This is a genomic window from Asaia sp. HumB (assembly GCF_030263835.1).
Lineage (GTDB): Bacteria > Pseudomonadota > Alphaproteobacteria > Acetobacterales > Acetobacteraceae > Asaia > Asaia bogorensis.
On the sequence record NZ_JARPML010000002.1, the window covers coordinates 172,318 to 197,373 of the forward strand.

Annotated in this window: 21 protein-coding genes and 2 tRNA genes; 10 read left to right on the forward strand and 13 right to left on the reverse strand. The window is 59.6% G+C overall.

What is annotated here, in order from left to right; genetic code table 11:
* The first annotated feature begins 53 nt into the window (after nucleotides 1-53).
* The 3 genes from P5689_RS02140 (at nucleotide 54) to P5689_RS02150 (ending at nucleotide 705) form a co-directional block, all read left to right on the forward strand.
* Nucleotides 54-455: a hypothetical protein gene (locus P5689_RS02140; RefSeq protein ID WP_031240525.1), complete on the forward strand. Its 402-nt coding sequence runs from the start codon at nucleotides 54-56 to the stop codon at nucleotides 453-455.
* A gap of 64 nt (nucleotides 456-519) precedes the next feature.
* A tRNA-Arg gene (locus P5689_RS02145) sits at nucleotides 520-596 on the forward strand.
* A gap of 32 nt (nucleotides 597-628) precedes the next feature.
* A tRNA-Arg gene (locus P5689_RS02150) sits at nucleotides 629-705 on the forward strand.
* A gap of 14 nt (nucleotides 706-719) precedes the next feature.
* Here P5689_RS02150 and P5689_RS02155 read toward each other — a convergent pair.
* The 4 genes from P5689_RS02155 to P5689_RS02170 all read right to left on the reverse strand — a co-directional run bounded on the left by P5689_RS02155 (nucleotide 720) and on the right by P5689_RS02170 (nucleotide 3,473).
* Nucleotides 720-1,526, reverse strand: coding sequence for an SDR family oxidoreductase (locus tag P5689_RS02155; protein ID WP_285531920.1), 807 nt, complete (start codon nucleotides 1,524-1,526; stop codon nucleotides 720-722).
* Nucleotides 1,527-1,635: 109 nt separating this feature from the next.
* Nucleotides 1,636-2,040 (reverse strand): response regulator, encoded by a 405-nt coding sequence (locus P5689_RS02160; RefSeq protein ID WP_285531921.1) that lies wholly within the window; start codon nucleotides 2,038-2,040, stop codon nucleotides 1,636-1,638.
* A gap of 78 nt (nucleotides 2,041-2,118) precedes the next feature.
* Nucleotides 2,119-2,889, reverse strand: a complete 771-nt coding sequence (locus tag P5689_RS02165; RefSeq protein WP_285531922.1) for a trypsin-like serine protease — start codon at nucleotides 2,887-2,889, stop codon at nucleotides 2,119-2,121.
* The gene (locus tag P5689_RS02170; RefSeq protein ID WP_408868526.1) at nucleotides 2,886-3,473 is read right to left on the reverse strand and encodes a cytidine deaminase; all 588 of its coding nucleotides are present in this window, start codon (nucleotides 3,471-3,473) and stop codon (nucleotides 2,886-2,888) included. Before P5689_RS02170 ends, P5689_RS02165 begins: the two co-directional genes overlap by 4 nt.
* Here P5689_RS02170 and lysA point away from each other — a divergent pair.
* From lysA to P5689_RS02185, 3 genes are all read left to right on the forward strand, one after another.
* Entirely contained in the window at nucleotides 3,391-4,692 is a 1,302-nt protein-coding gene (gene lysA, locus P5689_RS02175; protein ID WP_285531924.1) for a diaminopimelate decarboxylase, read from the forward strand. The genes P5689_RS02170 and lysA overlap by 83 nt on opposite strands.
* Nucleotides 4,689-7,394 (forward strand): DUF4175 domain-containing protein, encoded by a 2,706-nt coding sequence (locus P5689_RS02180; RefSeq protein WP_285531925.1) that lies wholly within the window; start codon nucleotides 4,689-4,691, stop codon nucleotides 7,392-7,394. Before lysA ends, P5689_RS02180 begins: the two co-directional genes overlap by 4 nt.
* 388 nt (nucleotides 7,395-7,782) lie before the next feature.
* On the forward strand, nucleotides 7,783-10,746 hold the full coding sequence (locus P5689_RS02185) for a TonB-dependent receptor domain-containing protein (RefSeq protein ID WP_285531926.1): 2,964 nt from the start codon (nucleotides 7,783-7,785) through the stop codon (nucleotides 10,744-10,746).
* Nucleotides 10,747-10,865: 119 nt separating this feature from the next.
* On the opposite strand, the gene uraH is transcribed toward P5689_RS02185, so the two are convergent.
* Genes uraH through P5689_RS02225 form a run of 8 tightly spaced genes read right to left on the reverse strand, consistent with a single transcriptional unit; the run spans nucleotide 10,866 to nucleotide 17,859 of the window.
* The gene (gene uraH / locus P5689_RS02190) at nucleotides 10,866-11,198 is read right to left on the reverse strand and encodes a hydroxyisourate hydrolase (RefSeq protein ID WP_285531927.1); all 333 of its coding nucleotides are present in this window, start codon (nucleotides 11,196-11,198) and stop codon (nucleotides 10,866-10,868) included.
* A complete protein-coding gene (uraD, locus tag P5689_RS02195) occupies nucleotides 11,195-11,689 on the reverse strand; it encodes a 2-oxo-4-hydroxy-4-carboxy-5-ureidoimidazoline decarboxylase (RefSeq protein ID WP_285531928.1) in 495 nt (164 codons plus the stop codon). Before uraD ends, uraH begins: the two co-directional genes overlap by 4 nt.
* The gene (gene puuE / locus P5689_RS02200; protein ID WP_285531929.1) at nucleotides 11,686-12,582 is read right to left on the reverse strand and encodes an allantoinase PuuE; all 897 of its coding nucleotides are present in this window, start codon (nucleotides 12,580-12,582) and stop codon (nucleotides 11,686-11,688) included. Before puuE ends, uraD begins: the two co-directional genes overlap by 4 nt.
* Nucleotides 12,583-12,602: 20 nt before the next feature.
* Nucleotides 12,603-14,180, reverse strand: a complete 1,578-nt coding sequence (locus P5689_RS02205) for a gamma-glutamyltransferase (protein WP_285531930.1) — start codon at nucleotides 14,178-14,180, stop codon at nucleotides 12,603-12,605.
* Nucleotides 14,180-15,520, reverse strand: a complete 1,341-nt coding sequence (locus P5689_RS02210; RefSeq protein WP_285531931.1) for an AtzE family amidohydrolase — start codon at nucleotides 15,518-15,520, stop codon at nucleotides 14,180-14,182. The genes P5689_RS02205 and P5689_RS02210 overlap by 1 nt, the downstream gene beginning before the upstream one ends.
* Nucleotides 15,517-15,690, reverse strand: a complete 174-nt coding sequence (locus P5689_RS02215) for a DUF4089 domain-containing protein (RefSeq protein ID WP_023978384.1) — start codon at nucleotides 15,688-15,690, stop codon at nucleotides 15,517-15,519. The genes P5689_RS02210 and P5689_RS02215 overlap by 4 nt, the downstream gene beginning before the upstream one ends.
* Nucleotides 15,687-17,129, reverse strand: a complete 1,443-nt coding sequence (locus tag P5689_RS02220; RefSeq protein ID WP_285531932.1) for an NAD(P)/FAD-dependent oxidoreductase — start codon at nucleotides 17,127-17,129, stop codon at nucleotides 15,687-15,689. The genes P5689_RS02215 and P5689_RS02220 overlap by 4 nt, the downstream gene beginning before the upstream one ends.
* Before the next feature lies 1 nt (nucleotide 17,130).
* Entirely contained in the window at nucleotides 17,131-17,859 is a 729-nt protein-coding gene (locus tag P5689_RS02225; protein ID WP_023978386.1) for an HAD family acid phosphatase, read from the reverse strand.
* A gap of 314 nt (nucleotides 17,860-18,173) precedes the next feature.
* Here P5689_RS02225 and P5689_RS02230 point away from each other — a divergent pair, with 314 nt between their 5' ends.
* Entirely contained in the window at nucleotides 18,174-18,791 is a 618-nt protein-coding gene (locus P5689_RS02230; RefSeq protein WP_051395849.1) for a TetR family transcriptional regulator C-terminal domain-containing protein, read from the forward strand.
* Between the two features lie 33 nt (nucleotides 18,792-18,824).
* Here the strand turns inward: P5689_RS02230 and P5689_RS02235 are convergent, their stop codons facing one another.
* The gene (locus P5689_RS02235) at nucleotides 18,825-19,982 is read right to left on the reverse strand and encodes an MFS transporter (protein ID WP_285531933.1); all 1,158 of its coding nucleotides are present in this window, start codon (nucleotides 19,980-19,982) and stop codon (nucleotides 18,825-18,827) included.
* A 109-nt stretch (nucleotides 19,983-20,091) separates the two neighbouring features.
* On the opposite strand from P5689_RS02235, the gene P5689_RS02240 reads away from it, so the two are divergent.
* The 3 genes from P5689_RS02240 to P5689_RS02250 all read left to right on the forward strand — a co-directional run bounded on the left by P5689_RS02240 (nucleotide 20,092) and on the right by P5689_RS02250 (nucleotide 25,052).
* The gene (locus P5689_RS02240) at nucleotides 20,092-21,411 is read left to right on the forward strand and encodes an aspartate aminotransferase family protein (protein WP_285531934.1); all 1,320 of its coding nucleotides are present in this window, start codon (nucleotides 20,092-20,094) and stop codon (nucleotides 21,409-21,411) included.
* A 265-nt stretch (nucleotides 21,412-21,676) separates the two neighbouring features.
* Complete coding sequence (locus P5689_RS02245; protein WP_023978390.1) at nucleotides 21,677-22,609, forward strand: LysR family transcriptional regulator; 933 nt, start codon at nucleotides 21,677-21,679, stop codon at nucleotides 22,607-22,609.
* 460 nt (nucleotides 22,610-23,069) lie between these two features.
* On the forward strand, nucleotides 23,070-25,052 hold the full coding sequence (locus P5689_RS02250; protein ID WP_285531935.1) for a Hint domain-containing protein: 1,983 nt from the start codon (nucleotides 23,070-23,072) through the stop codon (nucleotides 25,050-25,052).
* The last annotated feature ends 4 nt before the right edge of the window (nucleotides 25,053-25,056 follow it).

Sequence of the window (25,056 nt, forward strand, 5' to 3'; positions counted from 1 at the left end):
GACGCATTATGCCCGCCTAAATGTCACCATTCCTTCATTCAGACGAGACCGATATGTCGCATTCCCGCTTTCGCCCCCTGCCCTGCGCGGCGCTCCTTGGTGTGATCGGGGCGCTTTCGGCCTGCTCCTCCCCCCAATCCCCGAGCAAGGACCCGGTCGGTCTCTGGACGGGAGCACTTGTCACCGATGAAGGAAGCTGCCCGACGAACACGGACTCGACCTTGCAGATTGGCAGCAAGGCCATCAGCTTCACGCCCGGCGATAACGCACTCGTTCTGAAGGGTGTACGTGGGGCCGACCCGCACCACTATCATGCGCAGCTCGATCTCAAGGATGCGCAGGGCAAACCCTACAGCATCGTGTTCAATGGGTATCCTGTCGGCAATGCCATAGGGGGCATCTATGGTGCGCCCACATGCCGCGCCCATATCGTCATGACCCGTCCAAATCATTGATTGAAAAAAATTCTTTTTCCCTCTTGCGGGGTCGGGAAACTCGCAGTAGAACCCGCCCCACGACGCACCCGTAGCTCAATTGGATAGAGCACCAGACTACGAATCTGGGGGTTAGAGGTTCGAGTCCTTTCGGGTGCGCCAGTATATATCGTGATCAGTCAAATGATCACTACGCACCCGTAGCTCAATTGGATAGAGCACCAGACTACGAATCTGGGGGTTAGAGGTTCGAGTCCTTTCGGGTGCGCCATACTCCAATCAAAATCAACGCCCGCCTGAAACCGTTAACACGGTGCCAGTGATATAACGTGCCTGATCCGATGCCAGAAAAATTACCGCATCGGCAATATCGCTCGGATCGGCAATCATTTCCATCGGTACAATGGCTCTTGCCCGCCGGCGCATCTCATCTGTGACATGAGCGGTACGGGTCATGCCGAGCGCGACAGCAACCACCCGAAGCCTATCGGCTGCCACCTCATTCGATAACCCGATCGTCAGGCTCTCGATTGCGCCTTTTGTCGTCGCCAGCGGCACATGCCCCGGCAAGCCTCCAAGGCGTGCGGCGATGGATGAGATATTGTTGATAACGCCGCCCATGCCCCCAGCCTTGATGGACATATGGCGCACGGCCTCGGCACTCACGAGCATCGTGCCGAGTATATTGGTGTCGATTACCTTTTCAATCTCTGGCGGTGTCGCATCGGTCAGTGCGGCTGCTCGTCCGGGGATACCTGCATTATTGACCACGACACCTACACGCCCCAGCGTTTTGATTGTCTCGGCAAAAGCACGAGCAATCGCATCCGCGCAGCGTATGTCGAGTTGCAGCGCCAAGACCGAGCACCCCGCCTGGGCAAGAGATTGCATCAGCCCTTGCGCAGCCAGATGGTCATGGGCGTACGTGAAGGCCACGCTACGTCCGGCCAGCGCGAAGCGCCGGACAATCGCCAGACCAATTCCACGTGCGCCGCCTGTCACGAATACGGCGCCCGATACGGCGTCAGATTGATGGGAGCACTGTTCAGCAGCATCCGGAAGACCCGGATCTGCCTGTTCGGGGTAGTCCATTACGAGATCCCGTTATTGTTTTTATCGTTCGGGATTGCCTTGGTGGCATGAAGACGAGTGGTTTTCCCACCCGCTCGTAACTTATGTGTTGGTGACGGCGGAGCTGGCCTCAGTGCACCAACTGCGCCAGCGCCGCACAGACGTCGCTCTCAAGGAAAGGCTTGGAAACGAAGAGGCTGCGCGGCGGCAATGAAAAGCTGTCCGGCGCCCTGCGGCCCGAGGTCAGAACGAACGCCACATCCGGGCGTGTCCTCGACAAATGATGACCAAGATCGAGTCCAGTCATCGTGCTCGGCATTTCGAAATCGGAGAATACAGCGCGGATCTGGGGGTTCTTGCACAGCACTGCAAGCGCTTCGTCGGCGTCTTCGGCGGAGATCACGTTGTAACCTGCCTGCTCGATCATTTCCGAAACATAGAGACGCAGCAAGACCTGATCCTCAACAACCAGAACGGTCGGGGCAGCGCCGCCCTGCAAAGCATTGACGGGTTTCAGGGATGAACTCGCGAACATGATTGCTACGTCTCCTGAGAGCCTTGAGCCATATCAACGAGAATTGACGGCTTTGGTTTTCAGGATGACAGTCGCGTTCTACCTAACAGTTTTGTTAACAATCAATTCGTTAGCGAAACCGGCTGCCGTGCCCCCCTGTCCTTCATGTGCCGTGACATCGATACCGGCAATGGCCCAGCCGGGACCCTCACGAACCAACAGCGGCGCGCCACTTGCCCCATGGGTCGCGGCACAATCGTGGTCAATCAACTGGCCTCGCACACGAATCACATGGCAGTCCATGTCACCCATGGCAAGTTCCATGCGGTCCTGCTGATACCCGGCCAGCATCGCAGTCTGACCAGCGGTTGCCGCCATGATCGGCAGCAGATCCTGCGATTTCATGAGAGGCTGATCCAATATGACGGTCGCATGATCGGCCTGGCTGGTACGCAGAGGGTGAAACGGATTATAGCTTGGCGGAATGATGAACTTTACCCCTCGCGCCGTGGCCCGCCACGCCCCTGTGTCATAACCGAGCATGAAATGCACACTCGAAGGCTGTATGAAATTGGCAGCCTCATCACGCCACAGGCAATGAGCCGCTGTCATGATGACAGAGGGTGCAACGAGAAATCCGGTGCATTTCACACCGAGTTCGGTCTGCACACGCCCCAGAATACGCCAGGGCGTCCGGTTGACATCAACAACATGTCGCGTGCCGGAGCCGACACCCACCAAGGCGGATTTCTGCGGTCCTGCCGCCAGGGCCACCCCCGGCAAGATGCAAGCCAGCGCCGCAAGGGCGACGCACGGAAACAGCTTGCTGCAAACCCTGTAACGCGCCACCCACCCTGTTGCGGCCCTCATGACACCTCATCCGTGCTCTGCGCAAGATGATCGGGCCCGAAAGACCACGGAAGCAGGGCTTCAAGCGTTGTCTCAAGAAGAAGCTTACCTTCTGTGTTGACGATCTTGACGGCCAGATCCGGCGCGCCAAATTCGCGCAATCTCTGGCGACAGCCCCCGCACGGGGTGCAGGGCGCTTCACCCGACCCGACAATCACGATCTCGTCGATCCGGCGCCCACCGGCCATGACCATTGCGGCAATCGCCCCCGCCTCCGCACAACCTCCCTGGGGATAGGCTGCGTTTTCCACATTACACCCGGCATGGATCACCCCCTCACAGCGTAGCGCCGCGCCGACATGGAAGCGCGAATAGGGTGCGTAGGCTCGCTTGCGCGCGGCCAGGGCCGCCTCGATCAGGTCCCTGCTCATCAAATATCCTTCTCCCTTGCATAATCGCAGCTTGGAAGCCGCAGATTGCCCTTGTAGTCTGTCATTCATGACACGCCACGACCCTGATATCATGAACCTTCTCGCCTCTCGCCCCTCGTTGCATATGGATGGGCAGGATGGTCTGCTGTTTGAGGGGGTTCCCCTCCAGACCATCGCGAGCGCGGTTGGCACACCATGCTGGGTCACGGGCGCAGGGACGCTCAGACGGCGTACCCGCAATCTCAGGAAAGCCTTCACCGAGCGTGGCATCGACATATCGCTGCATTATGCGCTCAAGGCCAATGACCATCTCGCGACCCTGACCGTTCTGCATCAGGAGGGTTGTGGTGCCGATGTCGTGAGCGGTGGCGAGTTGCGCCGCGCTCTTGCCGCCGGAATCAGCCCGTCGCAGATCGTGTTCTCCGGTGTCGGCAAGACAGATGCCGAGCTCATGCTCGCCCTGCAGGAAGATATCGGCCAGATCAATGTGGAGAGCGGGGAGGAGCTAAGGCGCCTTTCGCATCTTGCGCGTGCTTCCAGCCTCACCGCCCGGGTGGCCCTGCGCGTCAATCCGCATATCGATGCGGAAACCCACGACAAGATCAGCACGGGGCGACTGGGCGACAAGTTCGGAATCGACTGGGCCGATGTTCCCGCCCTCTACCGCGAAGCCAGCACCCTGCCGGGTATCGATATCCGCGGACTGGCGACCCATATTGGTAGCCAGATACTGTCGCCTGCCCCGTTCAAGGCCGCCTATGCCCGTATCGCCGAGATGGTGGTCGGCCTGCGCGACGAAGGTCTGAGCGTTTCGGTGGTGGATTGTGGCGGCGGTCTGGGTGTGCGCTATCGTGACGAGCTCGCTCCGCCCCCGGCCGCGCTCGCCGGGGCAATTGCCGAGACACTGGGCCATCTGGATCTGAAACTCGCCATTGAACCCGGTCGCTGGATCGCAGCACCGGCCGGCGTCCTACTGGCCTCGGTGATCGATCTCAAAGCCCAGCGCGAGGGTGTTTCGGACTTCGTGATCGTGGATGCGGCGATGAACGATCTGGCGCGCCCAAGCCTCTACGGGGCCTGGCACGGTATCATCCCGCTTGCACCCGATCTTGCCTATGCTGAAACGGCACCCCAGACCGTCGTGGGGCCCGTATGCGAGTCAAGCGACGTTCTTGCCAAGGACCGGCTTCTGCCTGCTGTACGCACGGGCGATCAGATCGCCATTCTCGATACGGGTGCCTATGGCGCCGTCATGAGCTCGACCTATAATAGTCGCCCCCTCGCCGCACAGGTCATGATTGAACACGGTCAATGGCAGGTGGTGCGCAAGCGGCAAAGGGTCGAAGCGCTCTGGGGTGATGACAGCATACCGGAGTGGCTGGATAGCGAATGAGCATGGCGCCGCCCGCACCGTCCTCCGGCTCCAGCCTTACGCTCGAAATACGCGTCCATAAAGCGCGTCATCGAGCAAGACGTGTGCTCTGGCTCGAATCTGCCTGGTCTGCCGTCCAGCGCCCTCTGGCGCTCGTAGGTGCCTACGCCATATCGGGGTTGCTGCGCCTTCCGCAGTCCTTGCCGGACACGCTGCACGCCTTTCTGCTGGCGAGCGTTGCAGGAGGGGCCATCGCCCTTGCTGCCCGCAATCTGACGCGTTTGCCCCCGCCCTCACCCGCCCTCATAGACAGGCGCATCGAGCGGGCTTCCGGGTTATCGCATCAGCCTCTCGCCGCACTCGATGACTATCCGGCTGATGGCGAGGAAACCGCCCTGTGGCGCGTGCATATGGCTCGTCTGCGCGACAGCGTTGGACGGTTGCGCACGGGCTGGCCACGACTGATCTGGACCACCGGCCTAAAATTCGGCTGGGCGGGATTCGGGATCTGCCTGATCGCGACACTCGCCCTGTCGGGCCCGGCGGCACCCTCGCGGCTCGAGGCCGCCTTCCTACCGGGCGTAGATGATATCGATGTCCCGTTGCCGCAGATCGAGGCCTGGGTCGACATGCCGGATTATGCCCCCGGCGCGCCTGTTTTCCTGACGAATACCACCACGCCGCCACGCCTTCCGCAGGATGCGAAACTCACCATTCATGTCACTGGCGCACGCTCAGGCCCCCATCTTCTGGGTATCGAAACGAGCGATGTCGTCACGAAGCAACTCGATTCGGGAAGCTGGAGCTTCACCGCCAAACTCGCTCACAGCGGCAGGATTTCTGTCCGCTCGCGTGGCCGTACAGTTGGCGAATGGCAATTCGAGATCGACCCGGATCTCGCCCCCGAGGTTGCGTGGACATCACCACCAGCGCCCGCAAAAGACGGCACCGATCTCGTCATGCCTTGGAAAGTTGCTCAGGCACATGGCGTGGCGGCGTTACAGGCAGAAATCACACTCAAGGCCGATCCGGACAAGCCTGCACTGAACGTACCCATTCCTCTCAAAGGGGTGCCCAACAAGGCAGACGGCACGTTCCAGAATGATCTCACCGATTCGCTATGGGCGGGAGAGGCAGTCGCGCTGCGGCTCAAGGCCACGAGCCGCAGTGGCAGGACAGCCTACAGCAAATCCGAGACGGTGACGCTTCCTGTCAGGGTGTTTCACGATCCTGCAGCCCGCGCCCTGGTGAGCCTGAGGCATCGTTTCGGGCTCGACCGCGAAACTGTCGCACAGACCGCCGATGAGCTGAGGGCGATTGCGAGCGCATTGCCGCTGCAGGAGAAAGGCAGCATCCTCGCGCTCCTCTATGCCGCCGCCCAGCTTGAGGATCAGGATTCAGACGGAGCCAGAGAGAACACGATCGGGCTTACCTGGGCTGTCGCGCTGTATCTGGAAGATCTGCGCAACACGGACCGTGACACCGCACAGGCCAATCTTGAGATCCGCGCGGCGCAGAAGGCCGTACAGGACCAGATTGCCCATATGCGTGCGCTGGGCCCTGCCGGGCATAGCGAGGCCGAACAGCAGGAACTCGCCTCGCGCATAAAAACCCTGCGCGAGGCCCTGAGCCGACGCATGCAGGCGCTGATGCAACGCAGCATGCAGCTTGGAACGGTCATTCCCGATATCGGTGAGTCACCCGATGATGGGTCGGATCCGGTATCGAGGCTCATGCGCCGCCTGCAATCGGATGCGGCCAATGGCAATGCCGATCAGGCGATCAAAAGGCTGGACGACCTTTCGCGAATGGCCGAGCGTATGCGCACGGCCACCCCAGAGGACCTGGCGCAGATCGCCCAGCAGCTTCAGGCGCAGGCACGGGCGCGAGCCCAGAAAGCGACCCTGCATGATCTCGTCAAACGTGAAACCACCCTGCTCGACCATGCCCAGTCCCGCCTGAACCCTGGCCAGCGCGCCGCGCACGAGGCCATGCTGAACCAGAATGCCCCGGGGCAGGATGTCAGTGCCATGTCCACCGCTGAGTTACTCAAGCGCCTCGGGATGGCCCCCCCGCCGAATATGGATGAGACAACGCCCCCGATCCAGCCTCCCTCTCTTTCACCAGAAGAAATCGCACTGCAGCACGAGGAGAGGCGCAACGATCATGCTGTCCAGCGTGCCCTGCAAATGGTGGCCCGTCTGCTCAATGACGACATCAAGGGCTTGACCGGCAAGACGATGCCGGGCCTGACCAAGGCCGATCAGGACATGAAGGCAGCGCGTGCAGCCCTGGCCTCAGCACAGGACGGGCCTGCTGAAATTGCCATACGCAAGGTGCTCAAGGATCTTGCCGAAACTGGCCAGCAGATGAGCGAGGCACAGAAAGGCAAGAACCATGGTGGTGGACCGCTTGCCTTGCTGCCCACCATGGGAAGTTCGGGCCACGCCCAGGGTGGCAAGGACAAGAGAGGTCAGAGCCAGGCTGATAGCGACGATGACGACAACGGAGACGGCCAGTCTGGTGACAAGAGCGACCGCGATCCCCTCGGCCGTAAAACCGGCAAGGGCCATTCCGGTGCTGACACGGACGGCACAGTACCGGAAGCAGACAGCCGCGAAAAAGCCAGGGAAATCGAGCGCGAGCTTCGCCGACGTGATGCAGATCGGACACGCCCCCAGAGCGAGCTCGACTATCTGGACAAGCTGCTGAAATCCTATTGAGCCGCACGACCAGCGTCTCCCGAATGCACGCCTCACACGGCGCCGCAAAGGGATGCGCTGACTAGCCCTATCCCGGCAGGTCCTTAATGAAATCTGAAGGTTAAGGAACGCTGTCGCCGAATCGCGTGATGGTGCTGCCAATCGTCTGTCTCTTGAGCTTGTACGCCAGCCCGCTTGCGTAGAGCACCCGACCAAACCTTATCGGCTACCTCACCCTTCGCGCGATGAACTGGAGGTAGGTCGCCGTTGTGGCAACAAAACGATGCAATTTTGCAACATCGCCCGAGCACTTTGCAGAAACGTAACGTCACAGAACGATAACAACCTTGCAATAAAAAGATAGAAACCGCAGCCTCGTGAAACCAAGTGATTCCGAGGGCAAACTTTTATGAAAATCGTTAGTTTTCAGAGACGAGGGCGATTGCTGCTGGGCGCGGCCATCATCCTTTCCCCTGTCGTAACGAGTGTCGCAGCCCATGCGCAGACGGCTGCAGCGACCACCCATCATCGCAAGGCGGCCAGGCACAGCACGGCTCGCAAGACCACCACTCGTCCGGTCAACGGACCGCAGCTCGGCGCTCAGACAGCGCCCGCAGCTACGATGGTCCCCACACGCTCGCAGAACGCGCTGCGCAATGTCGCACCGGCAAGCGCTGTATCGTTCTCGCAGGGTGGCAAGTCAGAGGAGTTGATTGTCGTCGGTTCGGCACTCACCACGGCCAATAATACCAGTGCCAATCCGGTACAGATCGTCACGTCCAAGCAGATCCAGCAAACCGGTGCGACGAACCTTAACGACTTCCTGTCGCGTCTGCCTTCAATCGGCGCCAGCGGAACGAGCAATAGCAATACTAATGGCGGCAACGGGGCGTCCTGCGTCGATTTGCGCAACCTGGGCCAGAACCGCGTCCTCGTTCTTGTCGACGGCAAGCGCACGACGCCGAACGGCAATAGCAACTGTATCGACCTCAACACCATCCCGGTACAGATGGTGCAGTCGATCGAAATCCTGAAAGATGGTGGCTCAGAGCTCTACGGTGCAGATGCTGTATCGGGCGTCCTCAACATCAAGTTACGTCATGATCTGAACACAGGGTCCGTCACGATTCGCGGCGGTATCACCGGTCATGGTGATAACCGCACCGGCATGATCTCCGCCATGAAGGGCTGGAACTTCGATCATGACAAGGGCAACCTGACGCTTGGTGGAAGCTATATGACGCAGGGCGGCGTGATACAGCGCGATCGCTCCTGGTCCAGGGTACCTCTTGGGGCGGTAGGGGCTTATCCGACCAACTCGAACCTGCAGGTCGGTTCAATCATCACACCCGGCGGTACGTATTTCGGCAGTGAGAACACCTATGTTGGTAATCTCGATAATGGATCGCTGAGCCCCTATAGCAAAAGCAAGCGTTATAACTATGCTCAAAACCAGTGGCTTGTGAATGCTCTGCAGGACTCCACCCTTTCAGGAGATCTGCATTACGAGTTCAATCGCCACTTCGACGTTTATTCCAACGTCCTTTACGCGCACCGTACATCGAAAACCCAGCTCGCCCCTGAACCGGCAATTGGCAGCGTTCCCCCCTCGCCTCTACCAAACGGCATCATTCTGCCGTCGGGTTATCCCGGCAATACGGCGGGAGAGGATCTTCAGCTGTACCGTCGTCTGAACGAGTTCGGACCGCGCACCAATAATAATGCGAGTGATACTGTCACCGGCATGGTCGGCATGCGTGGCGATATCGTCCACGACTGGAAGTACGATCTGTCTTACACCTACGGTGCCAGCCAAGTGACGAACGAACTGCAGGGCGTCGGAGACTACTCCAAGCTTCTCCAGGAATGGGGACTGGAGCCCTATGCTGACCCGAACGACCCGAACGGCGCTCTGGTCTATAATCCGAATTCCTGCGCAGGTTCACCGGGCTGCGTACAGTCCAACGCCTTCACGCGCCTCTCGCCGGGCGCAGTGCAATACGCCAATTATACGACGTATCAGCACACCATGTATCAGCTCCGTGACCTGAACCTGCGCATCCACAATAACCATCTCGTTCATATGCCCTGGAAGGGCGGTGGCGACTTTGGTGTTGCGCTGGGTATGGAGCACCGTGGCGAACAGCTGAGCAATAACCCTGACCCGCTCGTTGTAAGCGGCTACTCCCTGACCAATACGGTAGAGCCTACCTCAGGTGGCTTTAACGTGACGGAAGGCTATATCCAGGGTCATGCGCAGCTCCTCAAGGACGTTGCCTTCGCCAAGGACCTGTCGATCGACGGTCAGGGCCGTTACTCGTCGTACAACACCTTCGGTGGAGCCAAGAACTGGAAGGCAGGCATCGATTGGGCGCCCACGCGCGATATCCGTTTCCGTGGCACGATCGGCACCTCCTTCCGTCAGCCAAATGTGTATGAGCTCTATGGCGGTGTGGGCCTCAGTTATGTCTCGGCTTCCGACCCCTGCGCCGGTGCAACCAGCCCTGGCCTTATTGCCAACTGCATCAAGGGCGGCGTGGCCAACCCCCAGAACTTCAATTCAGCCAATTCGGGCCAGGTTCCAACCTTGCAGGGCGGCAATGTGGCCCTGCGTCCTGAGACGGGTCGTACCTATACCTTTGGTACCGTGCTCACGCCGCGCTGGATTCCTGGTCTCGCAGCCTCGGTTACATACTGGCACTACACGATCGGTGGTCTGATCAACTCGCTGCCAACACAGTACATCCTCAATCAGTGCTACGAGGGCGGCGTACAATCGTACTGCAACTCGGTCGATCGCCTTTCGAATGGGCAGATCAACACGGTTTCGGCGCTCGACCAGAACCTTGGCGACCTGCTTACCAGCGGTATCGACTTCGACCTGAATTATCGCTGGAGAGTGACCCGGCACGACTCTTTCATCGTCGACAACAACTTCCAGCAGTTGGTCAAGTACAAGCAGCAGCAGCAGCCTGGCGGCGCGTATCTGAACCAGACAGGCGCCCTGTTTTATCAGAGTGGTGTCGGTCAACCCCGTGTGCGCGACTACGCCACTCTTACATGGCAGCATGATGCGTTCCGGATTTCCTACATGTTCCAGTATATCGGCGGCATGAACTGGAATGACGGATCAGCTTTCCTCAGTGAAGAAAACCCTGCTGCCAATGCCCGTATCAAGACACCTGCGATGGTCCAGCAGGATATCTCTATCGGTTATGCTTGGAAGCGCTGGAACTTCGAGGGTGGCGTGCAGAACATTGCTGGCAAGAACCCTCCTTTCGTTCTCAACGCGGCCTCGAACTCGGCCGATACCACCTATAACGGCTTCTATCTGGGCCGTTACATCTTCCTGCAGGCTGGTCTGAACTTCTGATCACCCCGGACGCGGAGTTCTGCTCCGCGTCACGGAAGAAAGACGACTAAAAAAGGGAGAAGGGCCTACGCCTTTCTCCCTTTTTCACGCGCATACCGCGCCGACCAAGATGACGCGTATCAGCTTCCGCGATAGGTGGAATAGCCAAAGGGCGAGACCAGTAGCGGCACATGGTAATGCCCGGTTTCCGTCATGCCGAAATCGATCTGCACCACATCCAGAAAAGGCGGCTCGGGCAGATCATGCCCACGCCCCCTGAAATAGGCCGCCACGTCGAAGCGAAACACATAAGCGCCTGCCCCGACCGCGATATCCTTCAGGCCGGGACAGCGGCCATCCTCATTCGTCGCACCTTCATAGAGCACGCGATCATCATAAAGCAGGGTGATCGTCATACCCTGTGCAGGCACGCCCCCTGCCGTGTCGAGAACATGGGTGGAAAGGCTGGTCATGATGCTGTCCTGTCCTTGAGTCTGAGCAACGCAATCTGGTCGATCTGACCGAGGGCCTCAGCCAATTCCTCCTGCGGTGACTGCGCCAGCCGACGTCCGATCTCCTGACGCATACGCTCCTTGGTGGCCTGTCGGACACAGATGACGAAAGGCATGTCGAAACGCGCCTGATAGGCCTCGTTCAGTGCGCGGAACGCGATGAACTCAGCCTCGCTCAACCTGTCGAGACCCGCCCCTTCCTGCTCGGCCGCCGAGAGTCTGCCCAGATCGGGGTCCACACCGAATTTGCGTGCCAGCTCCGGATGGGCCTTGACCAGCGCTTTCTGCCTGTCGTGCCCGGCATCGCGTATGATCTGCGATGTTGCGGCGATCATGGCCTCCGGGCCTGCAAAAGGCGCCTGCGGCCACGCCGCAGCCACGATCCAGGGCGTGTGCTCATAGATATCGCCATAGGCCGATACGAATTCTTCCCGTGTATTCGCCGTGATCATGCGGGGTGATGCTCCTGCCAGTGACGGGCGATATCGAGCCGCGTCGTAACCCACACGTGCTGATGGGCCTGCACATGGGCGATGAAACGTTTGAGCGCCAGCGCACGGGCGGGCCGGCCGGCAAGGCGACAATGCAGGCCAACAGACATCATGCGCCCGCCCTCCTGATACAGCATGTCGAACGTGTCACGCAGATAACGGAAGAACTGCTCGCCTTCGGTAAAGCCATTGAGCGCAACGAGCTTCATGTCGTTCACGTCGAGCGTGTAAGGCACGATCAGCTGCGCCCGGCCATAGCGACGGTCGTAATAGGGCAGATCATCGGCATAGGAATCGGCGTCGTAAACGAAGCAGCCTTCCTCAGCGACAATCCGCGCCGTGTTCGGGCTGGTACGCCCCTGATACCAGCCCAGCGGGGCCTCCCCCGTGACCTCTTCATGCAGCCTGATGGCTTCACGGATATGCTCACGCTCGATTGCTTCAGGGATGTCCTGATAATCGATCCATCGGTAACCGTGGGATGCAATCTCCCAGCCTGCCTGCTTCATGGCCGCTACAGCATCGGGATTGCGGGCAAGAGCCATTGCCACGCCAAAAACCGTGAGGGGCAGGCCCGCCTCGGTGAAAAGCCGGTGGAGACGCCAGAAGCCGGCGCGCGAGCCGTATTCGTACAGGCTTTCCATCTGCATGCAGCGCGCACCGGTGATCGAACGGGTACCGACCATTTCCGACAGAAAGGCCTCGGAACCGGCATCGCCATGCACAACGTTGTTTTCGGCGCCTTCCTCGTAATTCAGAACGAACTGGACGGCGATGCGGGCGCCGCCAGGCCATGCAGCCTCGGGGGGATTGGCACCATAGCCCAGCAGGTCGCGTGGATATGCCTGTGTCATGCCTGTACGTTCTCTCCCGTTCAAAGCGCCGCCACGCCGCCATCGCTACGCGGGTCGGTGGCCCCTTCCATTGTCCCATCCCGATAGCGCCGAATGGCCCCGGCATGACCCATCGCCGTGGCAAATGGCGTCAGACTCTCGACGTCGTGACCAAGCGCGCTCAGCCCCTCTAGGATTTCCGGACCAAAGCGCGTTTCCATCTTGAGCGTTGTGGTGGTTTCACCCCAGGTGCGCCCCAGAAGCCAGCGCGGTGCCGTGATCGATTCCTGAAGGCTCAGCCCGGCAATGACGTTGCGCGCCACGATGGCTGACTGGGTCTGCGGCTGCCCCTCGCCGCCCATCGTGCCATAGGCCAGCAAGCTTCCATCATTGAGCGCGGCCATGGCGGGGTTGAGCGTGTGGAAAGGCTTGCGCCCCGGCACGAGGCTACGCAGACGCCCGGGCACGAGGTCGAAACTGGCACCGCGATTCTGCCATACCAAGCCGCTCTCCGGCAGCACGATGCCCGAGCCGAATTCGAAATAGAGGCTCTGGATCATGCTGACGGCCCAGCCCTGCGAGTCCATCACGCCAAACCACGTGGTATCGCCCTGCTGGGTCTGATGGGGCCAAGGTGCCGCTCGGGTCAGATCAATGGAGGCCGCCATATCATCCAGAGCAGCCTGATCGGACAAAAGCGCCTGTGGGGAGGTTTCCATGATGGCAGGATCGGCAATCACACGATCGCGCCAGATGAAGGCGGCCTTCGTCGCCTCGACCCAGCGATGAATGTCGTCAACCGTATCAGCCCCGGTCACGCCCAGCCGTTCGGCCAGAGCCAGAATCAGCAGGGAAGCCGCGCCCTGCGTGGGTGCGACCATATTGAAGAAGCGACCATGATGAAGGCTGGTCTCAAGCGGCTTCGTCAGGAGCGCTTCATGGTGGTTGAGGTCGTCGCGGCTGACCGGCGAACCGCAGGCCGCAAGATCAGCCGCGATCTGATCGGCCAGCTTGCCATGATAAAAATCGCCCAGACCGGCATTGGCGAGACGTCGCAATGTGCGCGCCAGCGCCGGATTGCTGTGCACGGCGCCCGCAATCGGCATATCGCCTTGTGGCAGGAACAGGCCGCTGAAATTGGGCATGTAGCTCAACACGTCCAGATGCGCTGCCATAAGCCCGGCCATGCTCTCCGTGACCACCATGCCGCTCTCGGCGTGATCGATGGCGTCGGCCAGCAATGTCGAGAGAGGCAACGCCCCTCCCGCATAGGCAAGCGCTCGCGACCAGCCCGCAACCGTACCGGCAACCGTGTTGGCTGCCAGCCCGCCACGCCAGGGCACACTGTCACATTCCGCATAGAGTTCAGGAGTCGCGTTCTGGGCGAGCCTGCCGCACGCATCAATGGCCACGGTTTCGCCATCAGGGCGGCGAATGAGCCAGAAGCCATCTCCCCCAAGGCCGGTCATATGGGGGTAAACCACAGACAGGGTTGCAGCCACGGCCACGGCTGCCTCGACCGCGTTGCCTCCCGCCTTGAGAATGTCCCTCCCCGCCTGCGCCGCAAGATGATGCGGGGCGGTAACCATTCCCTTGCGGGAGCGTGCGCTGAAAAGCATCAATCCTCCAGAATACGGGCGCGAGCGACGCCAGCGCGTTCCAGCGCCTCGCCGAGCGCAACGAGACGATCTTCACGCCCCGGCTGCGCCACGAGCTGGACGCCAAGCGGCATCCCGCTGCCAGCATTAGCGTCAATGGCCAGAGGCACGGTCAGGACCGGGAAACCGGCCAGAGTGAGAGGCTGGGTGTAAAGGCCGAGATTGGCACGCGCAGAAACCGGTTGACCACCAATTTCGATGACGGGTGTATCGATCCGCGGAGCCGGGCCGACCACGGCGGGTGCAACCAGAATATCCGCCTCAAGAAAGGCCTCATGCATACGCTCACGAAACCAGTGGCGGATCTTGTGCGCCCTGAAAACATGCGGCGCCGGGACAAGAGCCCCTGCGAGCAGGCGATCACGCACCGCCGGATCATACTGCTCCGGGCTGTGACGCAAGCGATCGAGATGCAGGCCTGCCCCTTCGGATGCGCTGATGACAAATGCCGCGGCACGCGCCGTTGCGACCTCTGGCAGAACGATCTCGCTACGTATCGACAGGGCCGTGCAGAAAGCTGCGAGAGCCGCTTCCATCTCCGGCGACATATCCTGGGCAAACCAGCCGCCAAGCCGCGCCATTTTCAGCCCTGCAACGTCCACCCGCGCCAGAGATGACGCGCTCAGCACCTCCACCATCACCCGCATATCGGCAGCGCTTGCCGTGAAAGGCCCGACCGTATCGAGACTGGCGACAAAAGGATAAGACCCCGCTATTGGCAGCAGGCCCTGCGTGGCTCGCAGCCCCCACACGCCACAAAGCGATGCCGGCACACGGATCGAGCCATTCGTGTCGGAGCCCAGGGAGAGCGGGAAATATCCTGCAGCGACACCAGCCGCAGACCCGCCGGAAGACCCACCGGCGAGACGCGCGCTGTCATGCGGGTTTTTCGTGATGCCATAATGGGCATTGTCTGTCGCAAAACCGTAGGCAAATTCATCCATATTGGTCGTGGCGAGCGGTATGGCGCCAGCCTCAATCAGCCTGCTGACCAGCAGCGCATCGCAATCGGCCGGCGCTACGCTGGCCAGAACCGTCGACCCAGCCGTAGTGACCAGACCTTGCACATCAAACAGGTCCTTGATGCCAAAAGGCACCCCTGCCAGCGGTCCGGGGTCGATCCCCTCGGCCACAAGAGCATCGATGCGGCGTGCCTGATCGAGCGCCCGCTCCGACAGCAGGCGCGTGACGGCATTGATGGTGCCATCGCGCTGGATGACACGGTCGAGGCAGTTCTCGATCAGGCTGAAGGCGCTGCGTTCGCCCGACCTGACAGCGCGCGCAATCTCGGTGGCGTTCATGGATGATACTCGAGAGCGGGCTCAGTGCGCTCCGGCAGATCGAGCGACAGAACGAGCTTCTGGTACCGCGCGAGCAGGGCAAGGTTTTCTAGCACGCCGGGTTGGCAATCGACCGGAATCGTCAGATCAAGCGCAGCCGCACGCGCATTGAGCGTGGCCTCATCAATCATGCCTGCTCCTCACCCTCTCGACCGAGACTGACGAGTTCCTCCGCGTCATAGGCAAGCAGGCTTTCAAGGTGCTTTTCACCATCCTGGACAAACAGGTCGCAAGCAATCGAGCGGGCCAGGCGGTCCACGCCATAGCGCATGCCGCTGATCGAGGCACCCGAAAGCCCCATGCTCGGCGTCGCCGCAAAGGTGAAGTTATAGATCGCCCCCAGCATGGCGGCATCCGGATGAGCCGGGTCGCGCGGCAGGAACTGGCTCTGCGGGCCAAGATAGGGATAGGAGTCCAGAACGGCGCTTTCCTCGCCGTCTGGGGCCTCGAAACAATCGCGCCACAGCGCGACGTTTCCGGCAAATGAGGCTGTTTCCGGCCGCTTGCTGAAATCGATCACGAAGCCCGTGCCGATAATCAGGAAGTCAAACTCCATCGTCCCGTGAGGCGTATCGACAGTAATGGTTTCACCCTCGCAACGCGCGCCCAGCCAGGGGGTATCGCCATGGAAGCTGAACCCGTCATGACGGCTGCAACGCCAGAACGTGTCCTGTGGCGGCGGCTGATTGAGATCGAAGATGCGGCGCATGAAACGCCAGCGTGTCAGATCGGGCAGTGCCGGGAAATGAGCCAGAAACCCGGCATTTTCCATCCAGCGATACGGGTTGATGCGCGGCAGGGTCTTGCGGCGTATGCAGACGGCAACCGATCGGGCACCGGCTTCCAGCGCGGTCGCCGCATTATCGAAGGCAGAGGCGCCACCGCCGAGCACACCGACACGCTTGCCACGCAACGCCTCGAAATCGATCGGCTGATGGGTGTGGGCGTAGAGATGGCTGGGAACCGCCTCGCGTATGAATTCCGGCACATGCCATGACCCGCTGCCTTCAATGCCGGTCGCCAGCACAAGGCGGCGTGCCCAGACGTAAGAGATCTCTCCCTCCTGTGAACGGAACTGAAGATGCAGCAAGCCATCCTGCCAGACGACATCGACCAGTTCACGGTCATGCTCTACTGGCAGGGCAAGCGTCTCCTCATACCAGCCGAGATAGGCCTGCCAGTCGCGCCGGTCGATCTTGCCCAGCGACTCCCATGCATCCTTGCCATAACGCGCCTCAAACCAGCTTCGCGGCGTCAGTGAGGGGATGCCGAGATCAGGGCCAGTCACATGCTTGGGCGTACGCAGTGTGATCATACGGGCAAAAGTAACCCAAGGCCCCGCCTGCCCCTTCTTTGCGCGCTCGAATACCCGAACGTTATGCACGCCAATGCGACGAAGCGCGAAAGAGGTCGAGAGACCTCCCTGCCCGCCACCGATCACCGCAACATCGAGCACCGCCTCACCATGATGGGTCAGCGTGGACGAGACCCAGGGACCCGACGCATAGGCAATTTTCTGAAGATCCTGATGAACCCGGTCAGCGAGATCACGGAGCGCTTTGTTCTGCATGTCAGGGCACCCGGTAAAATGGATTGGGGAGGAGGAAGCCACGATCGGCGTGACCACCTGCGAGATCGGAGGGCTGATCGCCTATATTGGCGATGATGTGATAGCCCTTCTGTTCGATTTCGCTGCGGGCCGCCGCCTTGTAATCCGAGGCCGACGGCGTATGGCTGCCCTCAGGCCTGAGCACAAGGCCCGACCAGCCCTTATAGCCAGCAGTCTCGAGGTTATGCGCCGTATCGGCTCGCTCGTTCTCACTGCGTCCGGTTACGAAAAACACCGACACACCACGCTGCTGGGCCACACGATACAGAGCGAGCGTGGAGGGAAAGGCCTGCGCCTTGGCGCTCATTTCCCAAGCCATCACGCCGCACGGCCCCTTGGGCAGTACATCGCACTGACCATCATGAAAATAGGCGAAATGATTGGCCTTAATCTCAGGCCAGTTGGAGAGCGATGTCTCATCGATATCCAGGACAATCGCAGGCTTGCTCACATGCGCGGCGCGCAGACGAACCCAGTCCGATGCCTCCTCGATCACGGCGGCGAACTCACGATCATAGGCCCCGCTATCATGATAGGCGGTGGCGGCAATCGCTGCATCGCCTACATTAGCCGGCACCGCGTGGGCAGCGCCCGCTGCCGTTGCCCCAAGCACAGAGGCAAGCGCTAATGCGCGCCCGAAACGATTTGCGCGTCGGCGAGAAACGGCATGGACGATAGACGAATAATTCATGGCAGGCGGCGCTCCTGTGAAGCCAAGATACAATTGCGTTATCTTCACAGCTGTAGAGACGGCTCACAAGACCGGTGCGCCGGAGCATGTCCTTGCCTCAAACAATCGTTTTTCATACCTGCCCCGTCCTGTATTGATATCTCGTTCCCCAAATGAAACAGAACATCTCCTCTTCGTCTATCCCTCTTGTGCACAAACGCACGGGACGCCTATTTTGTAAATTCTGGTTCAGATAACCCGAATAGCGTTGCAACTACTTGCAATTACCCTAATATACGCCTAGACACGGTCGTATACAACGAAGCAGTCGGGAGATGATTTTGGGCGCGCCTCGGGAAATTGCGGTCGTGACCATTCTGGAAGCCGCGGAAAAGATCTTCTCCGAACATGGATTCAGCGGTGCGAGCATTGCTGCTGTGGCCCGGGAAGCCGGTATTCCCAAAGCCAATATTCATTATTATTTCTCAACTAAGGAGACCCTGTATCAGGAAGTGCTCCGGCGCACCGTGCAGGAATGGCTCCGGGAATGCGAAATCTGGCTTCGCCCCGAAAATAAAGCCTCTACGGCCCTGCGCGCCTATATCGGCTCCAAGCTCGCCTTCTCACGTGCCAATCCCCATGCGTCACGCCTGTTCGCGCACGAAATTATCGGGGGCGCGCGCTATCTGCATGATTATCTCTCGACAACCCTGCGTGAGGCGATAACGCCGTTCGGTGAGACATTCACGGTCTGGATGGAGCGGGGTGAGATTCCGCAGGTCGATCCGACGCATTTCCTCTTCTGTCTGTGGGCCATGACCCAGTGGTATGCAGATATGCAGCCTCAGGTAACCGCCCTGCTTGGCAAGGAAACGCTTGAAGAAAGCGATTTTCACGCCGCGGCGGAAACAATCCTGGCCCTTGTCCTCGCCCGGAAGGACATAACGGCCTGAGGCCTGTACTGCGGAGAAGGCCCGGCTGGTGGTTTATCCTCGGGCCACTGAGGGGACACGAACAAGCAGAACAATCAGGATGGCGAGCGCGGCGAGTGCGGCACCGCTCATCGAAACAGCACCATAGCCCAGCCCCTGATACAGAACCGCGCCGCCCAGCCAGGCACCAAGCGCGTTGCCAAGGTTGAAGGCGCCGATATTGACTGATGACGCCAGAGCCGGAGCACGTTGCGCCGCCTGCATCGTGCGCATCTGCAACGCTGGCATGATGGCGAAAGAGGCGGCACTCCAGACCAGAATACCAAGTATTGCGCCAATCGGCGTTACTGCAATGAACGGGTAGATCAGCATGATGCCACCCAGTACAGGCAGCATCAGCAACAGGGCAAAACGCGTGGAGCGATCGGCCAGACGACCGCCAAGCGCTGCGCCAATGCTGAAACCGACGCCGATCGTCATGAGCGCGAGGGTGACGAGTCCCTCACTGGCATGGGTGATGCTGTGCAGGAAGGGGGCGATATAGGTGTAGAGAACGAACATGATCCCCGCACCGAGTGTCGTGACGGCAAGGGCCAGCAACACTTCACCGCCTGCCAGAACGCGCAATTCGCCAAGGATATCCGGACGTGGATTGCTGCCCCGTGGTGGCAGGGCGAGGCTGAGGGCCAGCACGGCCAGGGCGCCAAGCAGCGCGGTCACCAGAAAGGCGCTGCGCCACCCCATGGTATCGCCCAGCCAGGTTGCCGCGGGCACTCCGAAGATATTCGCGATGGTCAACCCCATGAACATCGACGCCACCGCCGAGGCACGACGCTCGGGCGCCACGACACTTGATGCCTCTACAGCGCCAAGGCCGAAGAACGCTCCGTGTGACAGGCTGGTAATCACCCGCCAGATCATCAGGACGGCATAGCTATGGCTTAGCCCGGCACCGAGGTTGCCGATAATGTAAAGCCCCATCAGCCCGACAAGAGCCGCCTTGCGCGACATGGCACCCAGCAGCAGCGTCATGATAGGCGCCCCCAGCATGACTCCAAAGGCATAGGCGCTCACGAGCGACCCGGCCTTGGGCACACTGATGTGAAGATCCTGAGCAATGACCGGCAACAACCCCATCGGGGTGAACTCGGTCGTGCCTATAGCAAAAGCCCCCACTGCCAGCGCGAGCAGCGCTCCTCGAGCCGAACCCATCTTACCCCCTGCCGAATTAAAGCTTGCGCAAGTTCTTCTTACTTTCCAGATCCTGCGCCCCGTGCCACGATTTTCTCCTGATGTTTCCACAAGGAGCCGGATCGAGACAATGACCACACCATTTGCCGACAGCAATCATGACGCCCTCTGGCTGCCCTTCACGGCCAATCGCCAGTTTCGCGATGCCCCGCGCATGCTCGTTTCGGCAAAAGGCATGTATTACCGTGATGATAAAGGCCGCGAAGTCCTGGATGGTTGCGCCGGACTCTGGTGCGTCAATGCAGGCCACGGGGCACCGCGTATCGTGGAAGCCGTGCAGAAGACGGTCGCGACCCTCGATTTTGCCCCCGCTTTCCAGATGGGCCACCCCATGGCTTTCGAGGCCGCAGACCGTGTCGCGCGCCTGGCCCCGAATCCGCTCAACCACGTTTTCTTCTGCAACTCCGGCTCTGAAGCAGGCGATACGGCGCTCAAGATTGCCATCGCCTATCATCGCCTGCGTGGCGAAGGCACACGCACCCGTCTGATCGGACGTGAACGCGCCTATCATGGCGTCGGGTTTGGCGGCATTTCGGTCGGCGGCATTTCGGGCAATCGCAAGCTCTATGGTTCGCTGCTGACCGGAGTGGACCATCTGCCCCATACGCTCGATCTGCGTCGCAACGCCTTCTCGCGCGGCCTGCCGGAACATGGCGCGGAACTGGCTGACGATCTGGAGCGCATCGTCGCCCTTCATGACGCCTCGAACATTGCGGCTGTCATTGTCGAACCCATGGCTGGCTCGACAGGCGTGCTGCCAGCGCCGAAGGGCTATCTCAAACGCTTGCGCGAGATCTGCACCAAGCATGGCATCGTGTTGATCTTCGATGAGGTCATCACCGGTTTCGGTCGTCTGGGCGCGTCTTTCGCTGCTGAGAAGTACGGCGTCGTGCCCGACATCATGACGGTGGCCAAGGGTATAACCAATGGCACGATCCCGATGGGTGCCAATATCGTATCCGACGAGATTTTCGACGCGTTCATGCAGGGACCGCGCGAGGCCATCGACCTGCCGCATGGCTACACCTACTCGGCCCACCCCATCGCCTGTGCTGCTGCCATTGCCACACTCGACACTTATGCCGAGGAGCATCTGTTCGAACGCGCAGCCGCGCTCTCGCCGTATTTCGAGGAGGCTGCCCACTCGTTGAAGGGTGCGCCCTATGTGGTCGATATCCGCAATGAGGGGCTTGTGGCCGGTATCGAACTTGCCCCCCGAGTCGCCAAGACGACGCGGGCATTCGAGGTGTTCGAGCGCGCTTTCCATGAAGGGCTGTTGCTGCGCTACACAGGTGACATCCTCGCCATTTCACCGCCGTTGGTCATCGAGAAGAACGAGATCGATCGCATCTTCGAGACGATTGGCGGCATCCTCAAATCGATCGACTGACATCCGCAGGGCGTCGCGGGGAAAATCCCGTGACGTCCGCGCGAAAAAGGCCCGGACAAGCTCGATCAAACTGTGCCGCAGCCTGAGCCCAGGCGAAGTGCTGGCCGGACGCGCATGGATACATCGCGGGGTTCGGCAAATAACTCCTGCGCCCATCACAAGTCACGACCCGATTTTTGGATGCCTTGTCTTTCCGGGCGTATTGAGACAAGGGCAGAAAGCGCAGTAAGCCGCTCTGCATCCCTAACCGGACGGGACTATACCAATGCCAGCCAATCTGGACCAGTACCTCAAGCTGCGCCATCTGCGTGTTGTTACCGAGATTTTCAACACCGGTCATATCAGTGTTGCCAGCGCCAATCTGGGCCTCACGCCGCCTGCAATCTCGAAAGCTTGCGCAGAAATCGAAGCGATTATTGGACACAAGCTGTTTGACAGGACCCGGTCAGGAATGGTGCCCACCGATCTGTGCCACCTCCTGGTCCGTTCCTCAGGAATTATCACGGCCGAGCTGAGAAAACTCTCTGCCGAGATTCAGGACAATCTTTTCAACACGCCACAATCGCTAACCATCGGCTATCAGTCACCGTCGCTTTCAGCAATCGCAATGCACGCGGCGGGCGTGTTGCGGCAGCAGATACCTGCGTTGAGGCTCAAGATCATGCAGATCGATAGAGCCTCGCTGCTGGATGGCTTGCAACAGGATCGATACGATATCGGCTTCATTGCATTGCATCAGATCGAGAATTTCCCTGCCCTATCCAGTCAGATCCTGCTGAATGAACGCTGCTTCGCTGTGTCGCTGGAGGGCACGATGAGCCTCTCGGAGGTGCTCGACAACTGGGCGGATTTCAGGTTGCGCAACTGGGTCCTGCCGATACCGGGCTTCGCAATTCGCGACCGATTTGAATCCCTGCTTGCATCGCGCAATCTGTATAGCCCGGCGAACGTCATCGAACTTAATTCCGCCTACGACGCGCGCCCGCTTATCGTCGCGTGCAACGCCATGACAATCGCTACGAACACGATGCTCAGCAACGCAGGTGTCACTCTGCCGAGTTTCAGCCGTGGCCCCACCGATGACGATATCCTCCTCGCGAGCGGGGTGGTCTGGCGCGCCCACTCGCCAAATCTGGGCATCATCGATCGGTTTCGCAAAATCGTGGAAGCATGGGCCAATCCGATACCTCCAGGGTGATCGATTGGCTGCTCATCGATCGGGCCCAAGGTCTCAGCAACACGACGTCACATGTATTCCAATTTTCATCGTGCCTTGAGGCAAAGATAATATCGCGAGCACCGCTACTGTCGATAGTTTCTCTCTCAACAACATCGACAGGCGAACGATAGTCGCATCGTATTCTCTCTGACACGCGAAGATGAGCTGATCTGTACCCAGATACTCCTGGATGAGTGGGGTATTCCTGAGCAGTTCCGCTTTCATGACTGATGACCCAGTCGCAGAGGGAGCGAAAACGCGATCTATCGTTCGCCGCAGCAGAGAGGCGAAACGCCCATGGCCTTCCAGCCCGATCCAAATGCCCGTATCCTCACCGGCACGTGGAGCGCCGTAAATTCAGGGGGGGGTTACCGTCTTCCAAAGCGGGGCCACCGTCGTTAATCCCCCTGTCCAGTTCAACGGCGCGACGCTGAACATCATGTCAGGAGCGACGGTCTCCAACGTATTCTTCAGCAACTCGGGCGGCTATCCCCGTGTGAATGTGTCCGCAGGCGGCGTTTTGACTTCCTCCTATATTCGAGAAGGATACTTCACGGTTTTCAGCGGTGGGAAATCAATATCGAACGATATTGAATCCAATACTGCTATCGTCATGAGCGGGGGCTCTTCCGTCGAGGATCGTCTCTTCAATATCAATCGGCCCGTCAATGGTTTTTGGGTGAGTTCGGGGGGGACAATCATAAGCCCGGTCGTGGGCAGCGGAGCATCGCTGGGGGCGTATCCCGGCTCAATCGTGGGCGGTCAACCCTCTGTTACCGGTGGCCTTGTGGTCTTCAACGGCGCAACTGTAGGAAACGGGGAGATTCCCGACTCACTTGTCTTCGCCCCAAACGCGACAGTCGTCACAGGGAACTGGTCGGCAGTTCTCTCAGACGGTAAGACCGTTTATCAGAGCGGGACTGTAACGCTGACGGGACCGATCCGTATTTCCGGCGGCAACCTTACGGTTACCTCGGGAGCGGTAGCCTCGGGTGTCTACCTTCAATATGTACCGTTACAATGGCCTCGTGTTGATATTCAGGCGGGAGGCACCCTCGTTTCATCCTATGTACAGAATGGGGGCGTCTTTGTATCGGCGGGAGGTTTGGTATCGGCGAGTACCTTGGACTCAGATTCCGGAATTGTATATTCTGGAGGATCCGCCATCAGCAACACCTATAATAACACCGCATTTGATAACTCCAATGTACGAGTATTATCCGGTGGCGTCATGTCCAGCCCGTTCATTACCACCGGCGGAATTGTACAGGTAAACCAAGGCACAGTCGTCAACCCGACGGTAAACGGCAATGGATATCTGGGCATCACGAGCGGCCAAATGATCACGTGTTTCCTTCGCGGGACACTTATCACCACATCGCTCGGCGATATCCCGGTAGAGGAAATCAAGGAGGGAGATCTGGTCACGACCTATGACAGCATGGGTCGCGTGACAGGTGTTCAACGTGTGATTTGGATACATTCCAGCCACGTCGAAGTACCTCTCTTCGACGACAGGTCGGCCAGTTATCCCGTGCGTATCATGCGTAGTGCTTTCTCTGAGGGCTGCCCGGCACGGGACATGTGGGTGACCGACGAGCATTGCTTTGTGTTCAAAGGTCGCCTCGTACCCGTGCGTATGCTCGTCAATCAAACCACTATTGCATATGACAAACGGCTATCTCGCTATGACTATTTCCATATCAAGCTGGAAAAGCATTCGATTATCCAGGCCGAGCACGTATTGACCGAGAGCTTCCTCGATAGCAACAACCTCGAAAATGGAGGGGAATTCTGCAAATCATTCGTGCCGCCTGTCCCGGCCCTACCGCTCGGCGTCGAGCGTTGCTTTGTGGAGCCGATCTACCGTGAACTTGAGGGTCGCGGGCTGGGTCTCACGGGCCACTCACCTGCGAGCCTAAATCCCTCGATCGAAGACGCTGGCCTTTATCTGGAAACCGATGATGGCAGACGGATTAAACCGCTGAGACGCAAGGGGAACTGGCATGTCTTTATGGTCCCGGCGGATCTGCGCAATCTGCACCTCGTCTCCCGGGTTTTCAAACCCTCGGAAGCAATTGGCCCCTTCCTTGACGATCAGCGTCTTCTCGGCGTTCTAGTTCAGGATATCGTCATTTACGATAGTCTTCAGACGACCGAGATAGACATCCATATCACCCAGTCCGATTTACCTGGATGGGATGTGCCGGAGAAAGGCAAGCATCGCTGGACCCAGGGGCGCGCAAACCTTCCGATAAACCATATCCCCACCGAGACAGAGTTCATGCTTTGCATCGAAGTGATTTCCGGAGGACCCTATCCTCTGGGATTTGGAACGAGCTTCCACTCTTTTCTACAGCAGGGCGCGCCCATGATGCCGCCCGGGCAAATCGCAGATCAACAGTTAAGGGCGGCAGGTTAAAGGC

What these genes read in the sequence shown, in the direction of transcription:
- P5689_RS02140 (WP_031240525.1), top strand. Translation starts at nt 54, where the DNA reads ATGTCGCATTCCCGCTTTCGCCCCCTGCCCTGCGCGGCGCTCCTTGGT.
- P5689_RS02155 (WP_285531920.1), bottom strand. Translation starts at nt 1,526, where the DNA reads ATGGACTACCCCGAACAGGCAGATCCGGGTCTTCCGGATGCTGCTGAA.
- P5689_RS02160 (WP_285531921.1), bottom strand. Translation starts at nt 2,040, where the DNA reads ATGTTCGCGAGTTCATCCCTGAAACCCGTCAATGCTTTGCAGGGCGGC.
- P5689_RS02165 (WP_285531922.1), bottom strand. Translation starts at nt 2,889, where the DNA reads ATGAGGGCCGCAACAGGGTGGGTGGCGCGTTACAGGGTTTGCAGCAAG.
- lysA (WP_285531924.1), top strand. Translation starts at nt 3,391, where the DNA reads ATGAACCTTCTCGCCTCTCGCCCCTCGTTGCATATGGATGGGCAGGAT.
- P5689_RS02170 (WP_408868526.1), bottom strand. Translation starts at nt 3,473, where the DNA reads ATGGTCTGGAGGGGAACCCCCTCAAACAGCAGACCATCCTGCCCATCC.
- P5689_RS02180 (WP_285531925.1), top strand. Translation starts at nt 4,689, where the DNA reads ATGAGCATGGCGCCGCCCGCACCGTCCTCCGGCTCCAGCCTTACGCTC.
- P5689_RS02185 (WP_285531926.1), top strand. Translation starts at nt 7,783, where the DNA reads ATGAAAATCGTTAGTTTTCAGAGACGAGGGCGATTGCTGCTGGGCGCG.
- uraH (WP_285531927.1), bottom strand. Translation starts at nt 11,198, where the DNA reads ATGACCAGCCTTTCCACCCATGTTCTCGACACGGCAGGGGGCGTGCCT.
- uraD (WP_285531928.1), bottom strand. Translation starts at nt 11,689, where the DNA reads ATGATCACGGCGAATACACGGGAAGAATTCGTATCGGCCTATGGCGAT.
- puuE (WP_285531929.1), bottom strand. Translation starts at nt 12,582, where the DNA reads ATGACACAGGCATATCCACGCGACCTGCTGGGCTATGGTGCCAATCCC.
- P5689_RS02205 (WP_285531930.1), bottom strand. Translation starts at nt 14,180, where the DNA reads ATGCTTTTCAGCGCACGCTCCCGCAAGGGAATGGTTACCGCCCCGCAT.
- P5689_RS02210 (WP_285531931.1), bottom strand. Translation starts at nt 15,520, where the DNA reads ATGAACGCCACCGAGATTGCGCGCGCTGTCAGGTCGGGCGAACGCAGC.
- P5689_RS02215 (WP_023978384.1), bottom strand. Translation starts at nt 15,690, where the DNA reads ATGATTGATGAGGCCACGCTCAATGCGCGTGCGGCTGCGCTTGATCTG.
- P5689_RS02220 (WP_285531932.1), bottom strand. Translation starts at nt 17,129, where the DNA reads ATGCAGAACAAAGCGCTCCGTGATCTCGCTGACCGGGTTCATCAGGAT.
- P5689_RS02225 (WP_023978386.1), bottom strand. Translation starts at nt 17,859, where the DNA reads ATGAATTATTCGTCTATCGTCCATGCCGTTTCTCGCCGACGCGCAAAT.
- P5689_RS02230 (WP_051395849.1), top strand. Translation starts at nt 18,174, where the DNA reads ATGATTTTGGGCGCGCCTCGGGAAATTGCGGTCGTGACCATTCTGGAA.
- P5689_RS02235 (WP_285531933.1), bottom strand. Translation starts at nt 19,982, where the DNA reads ATGGGTTCGGCTCGAGGAGCGCTGCTCGCGCTGGCAGTGGGGGCTTTT.
- P5689_RS02240 (WP_285531934.1), top strand. Translation starts at nt 20,092, where the DNA reads ATGACCACACCATTTGCCGACAGCAATCATGACGCCCTCTGGCTGCCC.
- P5689_RS02245 (WP_023978390.1), top strand. Translation starts at nt 21,677, where the DNA reads ATGCCAGCCAATCTGGACCAGTACCTCAAGCTGCGCCATCTGCGTGTT.
- P5689_RS02250 (WP_285531935.1), top strand. Translation starts at nt 23,070, where the DNA reads ATGTCAGGAGCGACGGTCTCCAACGTATTCTTCAGCAACTCGGGCGGC.